Origin of the sequence: Gordonia sp. VNK21, assembly GCF_046098115.1 — a bacterium.
GTDB lineage: Bacteria > Actinomycetota > Actinomycetes > Mycobacteriales > Mycobacteriaceae > Gordonia.
In genome coordinates, this window is sequence record NZ_JBJURU010000006.1 from 226,394 (window position 1) to 239,031 (window position 12,638).

At 69.7% G+C, this 12,638-nt stretch carries 12 protein-coding genes; 5 read left to right on the forward strand and 7 right to left on the reverse strand.

Annotated features, from left to right (window positions below):
* Positions 1-101 precede the first annotated feature (101 nt).
* On the reverse strand, positions 102-983 hold the full coding sequence (locus ACJMNC_RS08885; RefSeq protein ID WP_408947581.1) for a hypothetical protein: 882 nt from the start codon (positions 981-983) through the stop codon (positions 102-104).
* Positions 984-1,313: 330 nt separating this feature from the next.
* Entirely contained in the window at positions 1,314-3,857 is a 2,544-nt protein-coding gene (locus tag ACJMNC_RS08890) for an ATP-dependent Clp protease ATP-binding subunit (protein WP_408947582.1), read from the reverse strand.
* A 280-nt stretch (positions 3,858-4,137) separates the two neighbouring features.
* Here ACJMNC_RS08890 and ACJMNC_RS08895 point away from each other — a divergent pair, with 280 nt between their 5' ends.
* Positions 4,138-5,451 (forward strand): hypothetical protein, encoded by a 1,314-nt coding sequence (locus tag ACJMNC_RS08895; RefSeq protein ID WP_408947583.1) that lies wholly within the window; start codon positions 4,138-4,140, stop codon positions 5,449-5,451.
* 36 nt (positions 5,452-5,487) lie between these two features.
* Here ACJMNC_RS08895 and ACJMNC_RS08900 read toward each other — a convergent pair whose 3' ends face one another.
* From ACJMNC_RS08900 to ACJMNC_RS08915, 4 genes are all read right to left on the reverse strand, one after another.
* The gene (locus ACJMNC_RS08900; protein ID WP_408947584.1) at positions 5,488-6,810 is read right to left on the reverse strand and encodes a M18 family aminopeptidase; all 1,323 of its coding nucleotides are present in this window, start codon (positions 6,808-6,810) and stop codon (positions 5,488-5,490) included.
* A gap of 4 nt (positions 6,811-6,814) precedes the next feature.
* A complete protein-coding gene (purQ, locus tag ACJMNC_RS08905; protein WP_408947585.1) occupies positions 6,815-7,495 on the reverse strand; it encodes a phosphoribosylformylglycinamidine synthase subunit PurQ in 681 nt (226 codons plus the stop codon).
* 7 nt (positions 7,496-7,502) lie between these two features.
* Complete coding sequence (purS, locus tag ACJMNC_RS08910; protein ID WP_408947586.1) at positions 7,503-7,742, reverse strand: phosphoribosylformylglycinamidine synthase subunit PurS; 240 nt, start codon at positions 7,740-7,742, stop codon at positions 7,503-7,505.
* A 406-nt stretch (positions 7,743-8,148) separates the two neighbouring features.
* Positions 8,149-8,637: a glutathione peroxidase gene (locus ACJMNC_RS08915; RefSeq protein WP_408947587.1), complete on the reverse strand. Its 489-nt coding sequence runs from the start codon at positions 8,635-8,637 to the stop codon at positions 8,149-8,151.
* Positions 8,638-8,759: 122 nt separating this feature from the next.
* On the opposite strand from ACJMNC_RS08915, the gene ACJMNC_RS08920 reads away from it, so the two are divergent.
* The 4 genes from ACJMNC_RS08920 to ACJMNC_RS08935 all read left to right on the forward strand — a co-directional run bounded on the left by ACJMNC_RS08920 (position 8,760) and on the right by ACJMNC_RS08935 (position 12,238).
* Positions 8,760-9,569, forward strand: a complete 810-nt coding sequence (locus ACJMNC_RS08920; protein WP_408947598.1) for a helix-turn-helix transcriptional regulator — start codon at positions 8,760-8,762, stop codon at positions 9,567-9,569.
* Positions 9,562-9,999, forward strand: a complete 438-nt coding sequence (locus ACJMNC_RS08925) for a VOC family protein (protein WP_408947588.1) — start codon at positions 9,562-9,564, stop codon at positions 9,997-9,999. The genes ACJMNC_RS08920 and ACJMNC_RS08925 overlap by 8 nt, the downstream gene beginning before the upstream one ends.
* 146 nt (positions 10,000-10,145) lie before the next feature.
* Entirely contained in the window at positions 10,146-10,619 is a 474-nt protein-coding gene (locus ACJMNC_RS08930) for a MarR family winged helix-turn-helix transcriptional regulator (RefSeq protein WP_408947589.1), read from the forward strand.
* Positions 10,620-10,693: 74 nt separating this feature from the next.
* Positions 10,694-12,238, forward strand: a complete 1,545-nt coding sequence (locus ACJMNC_RS08935) for a DHA2 family efflux MFS transporter permease subunit (protein ID WP_408947590.1) — start codon at positions 10,694-10,696, stop codon at positions 12,236-12,238.
* Positions 12,239-12,252: 14 nt separating this feature from the next.
* On the opposite strand, the gene ACJMNC_RS08940 is transcribed toward ACJMNC_RS08935, so the two are convergent.
* On the reverse strand, positions 12,253-12,638 hold a 386-nt coding region (locus tag ACJMNC_RS08940; RefSeq protein ID WP_408947591.1), incomplete at its 5' end, for an alpha/beta fold hydrolase.

Genomic DNA, 12,638 nt, shown 5'->3' on the forward strand with positions numbered 1-12,638 from the left:
AGCAGATCGCTTCGCGCGCAACCTGGTACAGGATGACGAGCACTCGTTGATGCAACGCCGCCGCCACGCTAGGCGTGGCGGCGGCGTACGGCTCGATCAGGTCAGGCCTGCGGCGGCTGACCCTGCGGCGGCTGACCCTGCGGCGGCTGACCCTGCGGCGGCTGACCCTGCGGCGGCTGACCCTGCGGCGGCTGACCGGTGTAGCCCTGCGGGGCCTGACCGCCCGGAGCCTGCGGCTGCCCGAAGCCCTGCGGGGCGGGCGGCGCCTGCGGCCCGCCGAAGCCCTGCGGCGCCTGACCACCCGGGGCCTGCGGCCCGCCGAAGCCCTGCGGTCCGAAGCCGCCGGGAGCACCGAGCTGCGCCGGAGCGGCGTCGTCGAACTGGGCCGGACGCAGCGTCACCGCGACGGCGGCGGCACCGGCCAGCAAACCAAGCAGAGCACCGGCCAGCGCCAGCCACAGGCCGATCCCGGCGCTGACGTCTATCCCGGAGCGCGGGCTGCTCTTGAACACCGAGTCGGCCGGTGCGGATACAAAGACGATCGTCGCGATGGTGGCGGCGAGTCCGCCCAGCAGTGCGATCACCGCACCGATACCGGGGAACCGACGAACGCCGATCAGAATCGCGCCGATCGCCACGATCACACCGAGGATGATCGTCCAGATTCCCGGGCTCTTGGTACGGTCTTCGATCTCTGACGCATCACCGAGGGACTCATTTCCAAGTTCATTCTCGGCCGCCTCAGCGATTTCCGGAGGCAGCCCTGAGGTATCGAGATCGACATTGGCGTCTGCCGATCCCATGCCGGTGACCGTCAGCTCGGCGCTGTAGCTGAACTCCATCCCCATCTCCGAGACGTCCTCGTCCATGCTCATCGACGCCCAGGTCAGGAAGCTCCCGACGATCAGCAGAATGGCCGCCACTCCGGCGACCACCGCGATGATCAGCCGGCGCTGCGAGCTCGGGCCGGTCGGCGCCAGCAACGCGGCCGAGGCCGACGGATTAGCGGGCCCCGCGGGCGGGAATCCCGGCACGGGCCGGAAGCCGGGTTCGGGTGGGGATTGGGTCCGGGCGGAACCGGATTCGGTCCGGAGGTCATCGAGATTCATCTCCCAGTCGTCTGGCGCACCGGAGCTCGGCACGGCGATCGTCATGACACCAGAAATCGTTGCACACCGTCGCCGGCAAAGCACCCATTCGGCGCAGTCGTCCGAATGACCCTCACGGCCGGGCGGCAGCGGAGACCACCCGGATGCGGCTGGGGCCGCCCGGAATTCCGGGCGGCCCCAGCCGTCGTCTCCACTGTCGCGAGATCAGCCCGCGTCGCCCTCGGCGACCTCGGTGAGCTCACCCGGACCGTCCGGTACCTCGCGCGGACGCTCGGTACCGCTGAAGGTGAACGTGGCGTCCTCGCCGTCGCCTTCGCCGTCCCAGCCCTCGACGTCGATCAGCACGATCTGACCGGCGCCGATCTCGTTGAACAGGATCTTCTCGGAGAGCTGATCCTCGATCTCGCGCTGGATGGTCCGGCGCAGCGGACGGGCACCGAGCACCGGGTCGAAGCCGCGCTTGGCGAGCAGCTGCTTGGCCCGATCGGTCAACTCCAGATCCATGTCCTTGGCCTTGAGCTGCTCCTCCACCCGGCCGATCATCAGGTCGACCATCTGAATGATCTCGTCCTGCGTCAGCTGGTGGAAGACGATGACGTCGTCGATACGGTTCAGGAACTCCGGGCGGAAGTGCTTCTTCAGCTCGTCGTTGACCTTCAGCTTCATCCGCTCATAGTTCGAGCCGGAGCCGTCGTCCTTCGAGAAGCCCAGCCCCACCGCCTTGGAGATGTCGCTGGTGCCCAGGTTGGACGTGAAGATCAGCACCGTGTTCTTGAAGTCCACCGTGCGGCCCTGACCGTCGGTCAGCCGACCGTCCTCGAGGACCTGCAACAGGGTGTTGTAGATCTCCGGGTGAGCCTTCTCGATCTCGTCGAACAGCACCACCGAGAAAGGCTTGCGGCGCACCTTCTCGGTGAGCTGGCCGCCCTCGTCGTAGCCGACGTACCCGGGAGGGGCGCCGAACAGCCGCGACGCGGTGAAGCGGTCGTGGAACTCGCCCATGTCGATCTGGATGAGCGCGTCGTCCTCGCCGAACAGGAAGTTGGCCAGCGCCTTGGACAGCTCGGTCTTACCCACACCGGACGGGCCGGCGAAGATGAACGAGCCGGACGGGCGCTTGGGGTCCTTCAGACCGGCGCGGGTGCGGCGGATGGCCCGCGAGACCGCCTTGACGGCGTCCTCCTGGCCGATGATCCGCTTGTGCAGCTCCTCCTCCATGCGGAGCAGACGGGTGGTCTCCTCCTCGGTGAGCTTGAACACCGGGATACCGGTCCAGTTGCCCAGCACCTCGGCGATCTCTTCGTCGGACACCTCGGCGACCACGTCCAGATCACCCGCACGCCACTGCTTCTCGCGCTCGGCGCGCTCGGTGATGAGCTGCTTCTCCTTGTCCCGCAGGCTCGCCGCCTTCTCGAAGTCCTGCGCGTCGATCGCCGACTCCTTCTCCTTGCGGGCGTCGGCGATGCGGTCGTCGAACTCGCGCAGGTCCGGCGGAGCGGTCATCCGGCGGATGCGCATGCGCGCGCCCGCCTCGTCGATCAGGTCGATGGCCTTGTCCGGCAGGAACCGGTCGTTGATGTACCGGTCGGCCAGGGTGGCCGCGGCGACCAGTGCGGCGTCGCTGATCGAGACCTTGTGGTGCTGCTCGTAGCGGTCGCGCAGCCCCTTGAGGATCTCGATGGTGTGCTCCACCGACGGCTCACCCACCTGCACCGGCTGGAAGCGGCGCTCGAGGGCGGCGTCCTTCTCGATGTACTTGCGGTACTCATCGAGCGTGGTGGCGCCGATGGTCTGCAGCTCGCCGCGGGCCAGCTTCGGTTTGAGGATGCTGGCCGCGTCGATCGCACCCTCGGCGGCGCCGGCACCGACCAGCTGATGCAGCTCGTCGATGAACAGGATGATGTCGCCGCGGGTGTTGATCTCCTTGAGCACCTTCTTCAGGCGCTCTTCGAAGTCACCGCGGTAGCGGCTGCCAGCCACCAGCGAACCCAGGTCCAGGGTGTAGAGCTGCTTGTCCTTGAGCGTCTCGGGGACGTTGCCGGCCACGATGGCCTGCGCCAGCCCCTCGACGACGGCGGTCTTGCCGACGCCGGGCTCACCGATCAGCACCGGGTTGTTCTTGGTGCGCCGGGACAGCACCTGCATGACCCGCTCGATCTCCTTCTCACGGCCGATGACCGGATCCAGATTGCCCTCGCGGGCGGCGGTGGTCAGGTTGCGGCCGAACTGATCGAGCACCAGCGAACTCGACGGGGTGCCCGAGTCGCCGGACGACCGGCCGCCGGTGCCCGCTGCCTCGGGCTCCTTGCCCTGGTAGCCGGACAGCAGCTGGATGACCTGCTGGCGCACCCGGTTGAGGTCGGCGCCCAGCTTCACCAGGACCTGCGCGGCCACGCCCTCGCCCTCGCGGATCAGGCCGAGCAGGATGTGCTCGGTGCCGATGTAGTTGTGGCCCAGCTGCAGCGCCTCGCGCAGGCTCAGCTCCAGCACCTTCTTGGCGCGCGGGGTGAAAGGGATGTGCCCGGACGGCGCCTGCTGGCCCTGCCCGATGATCTCCTCGACCTGGCTGCGCACGGCCTCGAGCGAGATGCCGAGGGACTCGAGGGCCTTGGCGGCCACACCCTCGCCCTCGTGGATCAGCCCCAGCAGGATGTGCTCGGTGCCGATGTAGTTGTGATTGAGCATCCGCGCTTCTTCTTGAGCCAGGACGACGACCCGGCGTGCGCGGTCGGTGAACCGTTCGAACATTGGTCTCCTTGTTGTCTCGTCCCGGCGGCGAGCCCGGAATCAACGCGTGGGGCGGAGGATAGCGCCGCTGCCCGTCCCTCCACTGTAGTGGTCTGCGGCCAGGCTGCCACGCTTACCTCGGTCCCACCGTCGCCCAGGATCGTCGACGGGGGTTCTGCCGGTCTCAACGCCGCACGCTGGGCTTGTGTTCCCGGCGCCGTACGCCCTGAGCGAACGACGCTCAAGGCGCCTCCCGTGTCCGGGCACCGGGGCCGCGTGCGCCCGTGGTTGGATTGACCGCATGGCTGAGCTGACTGTGGCCGGACGCACCGTCCACCTGGGATCGGGCCGCCTCGGGATGGGCTCGCTGGCGCTGGTGCTGTCGGCGCTGCTGGCGATCACCGCGGGTCTGGTGATGTGGGGCCGGCCGGACGCCTCGTTCAGCGCCGGCGACGGACTGCTGCGCTCCTATCAGCACGAGCCGTCCACCGCCTGGGCCATCGACGACGCCGATCTGCCCGGCTATTCCGGCAGCGGCGCGATCACCGTCGACGATCACGCCGGCGACGACTGGCTGCTCGCCTATCCGAGCGGACTGGGCCGCAGCATCGTGCTGGTGGACGGATCCAGCGGCCGCCGGCAGTGGAGCGCACCGGTCCGGGTGGGCCTGGGCGACTGCGCGATCAACGCCGACCATCAGATCGGCTGCGCGATCAAACTCGGCGACGTGGACGACGGCTTCTACCGGGCCGACCACGGCACCGGCGAGCTCGAACGGGTCGGCGACCTCGACGACACCGCCCGGGTGACCGCGGTGGGCCGGAACTTCCTGCGTGTGAACCAGACCGGCTACCAGGCCGGACTGCGCACCCTCGAGGGCCGGGAGATCTGGAGCCGGGTCTTCGCCGCCGCCGTCACCCCGTCGTACCGGCACGGCACCCTGACCGCCGAGACCGCCGACGGCTCGGGCTTCGTGCTGGACCCGAAGACCGGGGACGACATCACCGCCTGCACCGACTGCCGGGTCCGGGTGTATCCCGGCGGCGTCCTGCTCGACCGCACCGCGCTCGACGACCGCTCGGTGAGCGTCCACCCGCGCAGGGGCTCGACCGTCGCCTCCCGGCCGGTGCGGTCGGTGGCCGGTCTGACCGTGCTGAATCAGCCGTCGACGCTGCCCGTGCTCACCGCCACCGGCTCGTCGGCGTTCCTGTCCACCTCCGGGCATTTCGAGATCATCGACCCGGCGACCGGGGACCTGCTCTGGCAGATTGCCGACGACTCGCTGTCCAAGGCCAACTCGCGGCCCTGCGGGGACACCATCGCACTGGCCAGGCTCGACCGTTCACGGGTGTTCTTCGACCTGGCCGACGGCACCCGGCTCGGCGAACTCCCGCCGCCCGCGGTGGACCAGCCGGACCGGGACCTGGACAAGCTGGACTGCGTGGGCTCGGCCGGGCACGTCGTGGTCTACGGCTCGGGCAGTCAGCTGACCGCCTACGACGCCGACGCCGGGAAGACCGCGTGGATGCTGCCGATCAACGGCACCGCCGGCATCGTCGACGGCTACCTGGTGCTCACGCAGGGCACCTCGCTGTCGGTGCTGCGGCCCAACTGATCGTCGGGGCACCGCCGCTCCGGCGTTCCGGCGGAGTCAGCCGGCGAGGAAGGACTGCAGTGCCGCGGAGTACATCGGCACGTCGGCGGCGGCCATCAGCTCGCGGGCGCTGTGCATGGCCAGCTGCGGCGCCCCCACATCCACGGTCCGCAGTCCCGTGCGGGTGGCGGTGAGCGGACCGATGGTCGAGCCGCAGGGCAGGTCGGCGCGGTGCACGTAGCGCTGCAGCGGCACCCCGGCCGCCTCGCATGCGAGCGCGAACTCGGCCTCGCCGAGCGCATCGGAGGCGTAGCGCAGATTCTGATTGACCTTGAGCACCGGTCCCCCGCCGAGCGCGATGCGATGGGACGGCTCGTGGCGGTCCGGGTAGTTCGGGTGGGTGCCGTGGGCCATGTCCCCGGAGACGCAGATGCTGCGGGCCATCGTCCGTAGGAAGTCCTCGCGGTCGCCGCCGTCGGCGGTGACCAGCCGTTCGCAGACGGTGACCAGGAAGTCGGAGGCGGCGCCGCGTTCGGAACCGGAACCGACCTCCTCGTGGTCGAAGAGCGCGAGCATCGGTACGCTGCCCGGCCCGGCCGGTGCCGCATCGAGCAGGGCCCGCAGGCCCGCGTAGCAGGTGCCCTGATTGTCCAGCCGCGGCGCGCTGAGCAGTGAGGAGTCGGTGCCGATCAGGCGCGAGGGCGTCACCTCGTGGGTCATCAGCTCCCAGCCGAGCACCCGGTCCGGATCGAGACCGTGGCGGCGGGCCACCCAGGCGACGATCGGCAGCTCGTCGCCGCCCGTGCTGCGCACCGCGTTCACATGCTGCTGCGGGTTCAGGCTCACCCCCTTGCGGTCCTCGGAGAGGTGGATGGCCAGTTGCGGCACGCGCAGGATCGGCTCGTCGACGTGCACCAGCCGGTGCTCGACACCGTCCTCGCCGGCGAAGGCGAGCCGCCCGGACAGGCCCAGGTCCCGGTCCAGCCAGGAGTTCAGCCACGCTCCGCCGTACGGCTCGAGCGCCACCACGGGCAGCCCGGCCCGGTCCACATCCGGATGCTGCTTGACCCGCAGGTTGGGGCTGTCGGTGTGCCCGCCGACGATGCGCAGCACCGGTGCGGCGTCGATCCCCGCCGGGATCAGGTCGGGCACGATCGCGCTCAGCGGCCCGAGCGCGGTGCCGTTCCAGGCGATGATCGAGCCGCCGCGGATCACATAGCACCGCCCGGCCACCGCCCCGGACCAGCTGTTGCTCTCCCGGAGCTGCCGGTAACCGGCGCCCTCGAGGGCCGCGGCGACCGTCTCGCAGACGTGGAACGGCGACGGTGAGGCGTCGATGAAGGCCGCGAGGCCGTCGGCGGTGGCGCTGGTGGCGATCATCGGATCATGCCGTGGCGAGCACCGCGTCGAGGGCCGAGTAGAACAGGCCGAGGCCGTCGTCACTCGGTCCGGTCAGCGCCTCGACGGCGTGCTCCGGGTGCGGCATCAGGCCCACCACCCGGCCGTCGGCGCTGGCGATCCCGGCGATGTCGAGCTGACTGCCGTTCGGGTTGTCGCCGGCGTAGGTGAAGACGATGCGGCCCTCGCCCTTGAGTTCCTCGAGGACCTCGTCGGAGGCCTGGTACCGGCCCTCGCCCGACTTGAGCGGGATCAGGATCTCGGCGCCCGGCTCGAAGCGTGAGCTCCAGGCGGTGCTGGTGGATTCGACCTTGAGCCACTGATCGCGGCAGATGAAGTGCAGGCCCTCGTTGCGGGTGAGGGCACCCGGCAGCAGCCCGGCCTCGCACAGGATCTGGAAGCCGTTGCAGATGCCCAGGACCGGCATGCCCTTCCCGGCGGCGGCGACCACTTCGCCCATCACCGGGGCGAATTTGGCGATCGCGCCGCAGCGCAGGTAGTCGCCGTAGGAGAAGCCGCCGGGGACGATGACCGCGTCGACGCCCTTGAGGTCGGCGTCGCCGTGCCACAGCGACACCGGCTCGCCGCCGGCGAGCTTCACGGCCCGGGCGGCGTCGACGTCGTCGAGGGTGCCCGGGAAGGTGATGACTCCGATACGCGCGCTCATCGGGCGATCACTCCGCGACGCGGCTGACGCGGAAGTTCTCGATGACCGTGTTGGTCAGCAGTTCCTCGGCGATCCGCTCCAGGGCCGCGTCGTCGACGCTGCCGTCCACTTCGAGTTCGAATCGCTTGCCCTGCCGGACATCCGAGACGCCGGCGTAGCCGAGGCGGCCGAGCGCCCCCACGATCGCCTGTCCCTGCGGGTCCAGAATCTCAGCCTTCGGCATCACATCGACCACTACACGCGCCATGGCCGTCACTCTACCGTGCAGGTGGCGGCGCGACCGAACTGCGGCGGGGGGGATCTCGATACACCCGGCTCGTTCCTCGCCGGGCACTCGATCACCAAGGGAACGGCACGCCCCCACCGCACGCGATCACCAAGGGAACGGCACCTCCTCGCCGGGCACTCGATCACCAAGGGAACGGCACGCCCCCACGGCACGCACTCACCAAGCGAACGTCACGCCCCCACCGCACGCAATCACCAAGAGAACGGCACGCCCACCACGGGACTCGATCGCCAAGGGAACGGCACGTCCCGAAAGGCACGCGATCACCCGACCAATCGGCGCCCCACGGGCTAAGCGGAAAAACTTCGGCGACGTAACCGACCGTGGAGGTCGGTCACGTCGCCGAAGTTGTGGCGGGTACCGGTCAGAGGGCGGCTTCGACGGCGGCGGTCACCTCGGGAGCGTCCGGGACGGTCTTCGGACGGAACCGGGCGAGCACGTCGCCGTTCTTGCCCACCAGGAACTTCTCGAAGTTCCACTGCACGTCACCGGCCTCGCCGTCCGCATCCGGGGTCTGTGTGAGCGCGGCGTAGAGCGGGTGCTGGTCGTCGCCCTTGACGTCGGCCTTGGCCAGCAGCGGAAAGGTGACGCCGTAGCTGGTGGAGCAGAAGGTGGCGATCTCCTCGGCGGTGCCCGGCTCCTGGCCCATGAACTGGTTGCACGGCATGCCGATCACGGTCAGGCCCCGCGGGCCGTAGGTCTGCGCGAGTTCCTCGAGCTGGGTGTACTGCGGGGTCAGACCGCACTTGGAGGCCACGTTGACGATCAGGAGCGGACCGGAGAAGTCCGCGAGGGAGAGAGCCGAACCGTCGAGCGCCTGAACCGGGATGTCTTTGATGGAACCGTTCGTCATGGCGCCATGCTACGGAACCCGGCGGCCCGCTGCCCGGCGTAGCGTGAGGAGCTATGGACCGCGAGGACCATGCCTTCGACTTCGCCGCCGCACCGCCGCGCAGTGCGCCGGGGGTCGCCTCCATGGTCGGGTACCGCACCGCCGCCGACAGCCCCATCCCGCACCGGGGTCTGCCTTCCTCCCGGCTCACCTTCATCGTCTCGCTCGACGACGGGGTCGAGGCGGCGGCCACCGCGGAAGCGCTGCCGCAGGCCGCGCCCGCACCGCTGATCCTCGGCGGCCTGCACACCCGGGCCAGCTATGTGACGCAGCGCCGCGGGCAGAGCGGGATCCAGCTGGCCGTTCATCCGCTGGCCGCCCGCGCACTGTTCGGTGTCCCGGCCGCCGAACTCCCGCTCACCGATTTCAACGGCACGCCGGTGCTCGGCCGGTGGTCGGCACGCCTGCCGCAGGCGGCCGCCGACGCCGGAGACTGGCCGCAGCGCTTCGCCCTGATCGCCGGAGCCCTGACCGACCGCTGGAACGACGCCGGTCATGCGGGCGACCAGGTCCGTCCCGAACTCGCCTACGCGTGGCACCTCCTCGACCGGTCCCGCGGACGGATCCCGATCACGGCCCTCGCTGACGCCGTCGGGTTCACGCCGCGCCACCTCGGCACCCTCTTCCACCGCGAGACGGGCCGCTCCCCCAAGCAGATCGCCGGCCTCATCCGGTTCGAGCGGGCCTCGTCGCTCATCGCCGCACAGGTGAACGCGCGCGGCGACACCGACCTCGCCGGCGTCGCGGCGGCGACGGGCTTCAGCGACCAGGCGCATCTCACCCGGGAGTTCACCCGCTACTGCGGCACCGGGCCGCGGCAGTGGATCACCGAGGAACTCCGAAACATTCAAGACGGCGGGCACGGGGCGCGCGCAGTCTTGAACCATGACTGAACACGAGAACCCCCAGACCAGTGCCCCGGCGGGACCGTCGCTCTTCGCCGCCTTCAAATCCGACGACGCCGACCGCCTCATCGGCTACCTCACCGAGGTCTTCGGCTTCGTCCTCACCGCACGCTACGAGGACGACGGCAAAGTCGCCCACGCCGAGCTTCGGTGGCCGGAGGGCTCCGGCGGCGTGATGCTCGGCGACCGGCGCAGAGACGGCGAGACGTGGACGCCGCAGCCCGGCGCCCAGGGCTGCTATGTGGTGACCGCCGATCCGGACGCCCTCTGTGAGCGGATCACCGGCCACGGCGCAGAGATCATCGCCCCGATCGCGGACACCCCGTACGGCAGTCGCGAGTTCGCCGTCAAAGACCCGGAGGGCAATCTGTGGTCGTTCGGCAGCTATCCCGGAGCACCGCTTCCGGCCGCGAAGTAGACCACTGCCTCGATCCCTCGGCGCTCGCACCGGTCGGTGTGAGCGCCGAAGACCGTCGCCGATCGACGCGGCGTCCCGGGTGACGGTGATCAGCATCACCAGTTATTGCTTTGTCGCAATAGTTGCGTGGGCGTAAGTTGTTTCGGGTGTCCACCTCCACCTCCACCGAAGCCGCCACCGCGGTGGTCGCGGATCTGGTGGACCGGATCCTGGTGCTCCAGTACCCGCGGTTGGCCGAGTCGCTGGTCACCGAGGAGCTCACCGTGACCCAGCTGCGGATCCTCTTCGTCCTGGCCCGCCGCCATCAGGCGATCGCCACGCACGAGGTGGCCGAGGCCGTCCGGCTGTCGCTGCCCGCCACCGGGCGAGCCGTCGACCGGCTGGTCTGCGCCGGGCTGGCGGACCGGAAGGAAGACGAGCACGACCGCCGGGTCAAACTCGTCGCCCTGACCGCGGCCGGCATCGACCTGCTCCGCGAGCGCTTCCAGCTCGAGTCGCAGGAGCTGCGCGAACTGCTCTCGATCCTGCCCCGAGCCGTCCGCGACCGCCTGACCGCCGCCGTCTCCGAGGCACTGACGTACCTGCCGGAGGTACCCCGCCTGCAGGTGCTGAACGACTGACGCCCGCAGGACCGGCACCCGCCCACCGTCACCCGATCGACCCCACGCCCACCACCGACCCCGTGAGGAAGTCCATGACCACCAACGCTCCCCCGCACGAGCCAGAGAAGCTCGGCCGCGACGTCTTCGTCGTGGCCGGCGTCGTCGTGCTCGGCGCCATCATGTCGATTCTGGACGTGACCGTCGTCTCGGTGGCCCAGCCGGCCTTCACCAACGACTTCAACACCAACACCGCCGGCGCCGCCTGGTCGATGACCGGCTACACGTTGGCGCTGGCCGCCGTCATCCCGATCTCCTCGTGGGCGGCCTCCCGGTTCGGCACCAAGAAGGTCTATCTCACCTCACTGGTGGTCTTCATCCTCGGCTCGGCGCTGTGTGCCCTGGCCTGGAGCATCGGCTCGCTGGTGGCCTTCCGGATGATCCAGGGCTTCGGCGGCGGTCTGCTCATGCCGATCGGCATGATGATCATGACCCGCGCAGCCGGACCCGAGCGGGTCGGCTCGGTGATGGCGATTCTGGGTGTGCCGATGCTGCTCGGCCCCATCTGCGGCCCCATCCTCGGCGGCTGGCTGATCGAGGTCGCCTCCTGGCACTGGGTCTTCCTGATCAACATCCCGATCGGCATCGTCGCGCTGGTCTACGCCTGGTTCGCCCTCAAGGACGATGCGCAGCCGTCGCCGGCCAAGATCGACTTCGTCGGCCTGGCCATGCTCTCGCCCGGCCTGGCGCTGTTCCTGTTCGGCGTCTCGTCGTCGGCCGAGCACCGCACCTTCAACAACGTGAGCGTCTACGTTCCGGCGATCATCGGCGCCGCCCTGATCGCCGGCTTCATCTGGCACGCCTTCCACGCGAAGCACCCGCTGCTGGATCTGCGGCTGTTCCGCAATCCGGTGCTGCGCACGGCGACCATCTGCATGGTCTTCTTCATGATCGCCTTCTTCGGCGCGTCGCTGCTGTACCCGCAGTACTTCATCCTGGTGCGCGGTGAGACCACCCTGATGGCCGGCCTGCTGCTGGCCCCGCAGGGCATCGGTTCGATCCTGACCATGCCGATCGCGGGCAAGCTGACCGACAAGATCGGCCCGGGCAAGGTGGTGCTTCCGGGTCTGGTGCTGATCACCATCGGCGTCGCGATCTTCACCACCCTCGACACCGACACCTCGTACTGGCTGCTCGGCGGCGCCCTGTTCATCCAGGGCCTGGGCATGGGTATGACCATGATGCCGATCATGTCGGCGGCGCTGGCCACCCTGCGTGGCGCCGAGGTGGCCGACGGTTCGACGCTGGTCAACGTGGTCCAGCAGACGAGCGCGTCGATCGGCACCGCGGTGATGACGGTGATCTTCACCAGCCTGCTCGGCCCGTTCACCCTGCGGCTGATCAACACCGGCGGCGACGAGGCCAAGGCCGGCGCGATCCTCAAGGAGGCGACGGAGCAGGGCGTGACCCCGCTGGATCTGCTCGGCGACGCGGCATCGGCCTACGGCACCACGTTCATCGTGGCCACGGTGCTGGTGGCGCTGACCGTGATCCCAGCGCTGTTCCTGCCGCGCCGCAAGATGGTCGCGGCCGTGGAGGAGGGTGTGGACGTCAGCGCCCCACCGCCCGTCATGCACTGACGCCCGCCGTGCACTCAAGTGCGCGAGACGAACGCCTCGACGGCGCCCCGGTACACCGCCGGGGCGTCGTCGTGTATCAGGTGCCCGGCACCGGGCACGCGCAGATACTGCGCCCGCGGGTTTCGCCGCGCCATCTGCGCCATCTGACCGGGCGGAGTGACCGAGTACTCGGCCTCCAGCAGCAGCGACGGCGCCTGCACCGCCTCCCACGGCGTCCAGAAGTCGCGGCCGCCCCATTCTTCGGCGAGGCGGGTCCAGACGTCGATCCGGCCGTGCAGCCGGCCGTCGTCGAAGGCCTCGTAGAAGTAGCGGCCGGCGACCGGGCCGAACAGCGCCTGCGCCTCGCTCTCGCCTGCGAAGCGCTCGGGCCAGCTGGCGAACCAGGGCTGCCAGGTGCCGG

What these genes read in the sequence shown, in the direction of transcription:
- ACJMNC_RS08890 (WP_408947582.1), bottom strand. Translation starts at nt 3,857, where the DNA reads ATGTTCGAACGGTTCACCGACCGCGCACGCCGGGTCGTCGTCCTGGCT.
- ACJMNC_RS08895 (WP_408947583.1), top strand. Translation starts at nt 4,138, where the DNA reads ATGGCTGAGCTGACTGTGGCCGGACGCACCGTCCACCTGGGATCGGGC.
- ACJMNC_RS08900 (WP_408947584.1), bottom strand. Translation starts at nt 6,810, where the DNA reads ATGATCGCCACCAGCGCCACCGCCGACGGCCTCGCGGCCTTCATCGAC.
- purQ (WP_408947585.1), bottom strand. Translation starts at nt 7,495, where the DNA reads ATGAGCGCGCGTATCGGAGTCATCACCTTCCCGGGCACCCTCGACGAC.
- purS (WP_408947586.1), bottom strand. Translation starts at nt 7,742, where the DNA reads ATGGCGCGTGTAGTGGTCGATGTGATGCCGAAGGCTGAGATTCTGGAC.
- ACJMNC_RS08915 (WP_408947587.1), bottom strand. Translation starts at nt 8,637, where the DNA reads ATGACGAACGGTTCCATCAAAGACATCCCGGTTCAGGCGCTCGACGGT.
- ACJMNC_RS08920 (WP_408947598.1), top strand. Translation starts at nt 8,760, where the DNA reads ATGGTCGGGTACCGCACCGCCGCCGACAGCCCCATCCCGCACCGGGGT.
- ACJMNC_RS08925 (WP_408947588.1), top strand. Translation starts at nt 9,562, where the DNA reads ATGACTGAACACGAGAACCCCCAGACCAGTGCCCCGGCGGGACCGTCG.
- ACJMNC_RS08935 (WP_408947590.1), top strand. Translation starts at nt 10,694, where the DNA reads ATGACCACCAACGCTCCCCCGCACGAGCCAGAGAAGCTCGGCCGCGAC.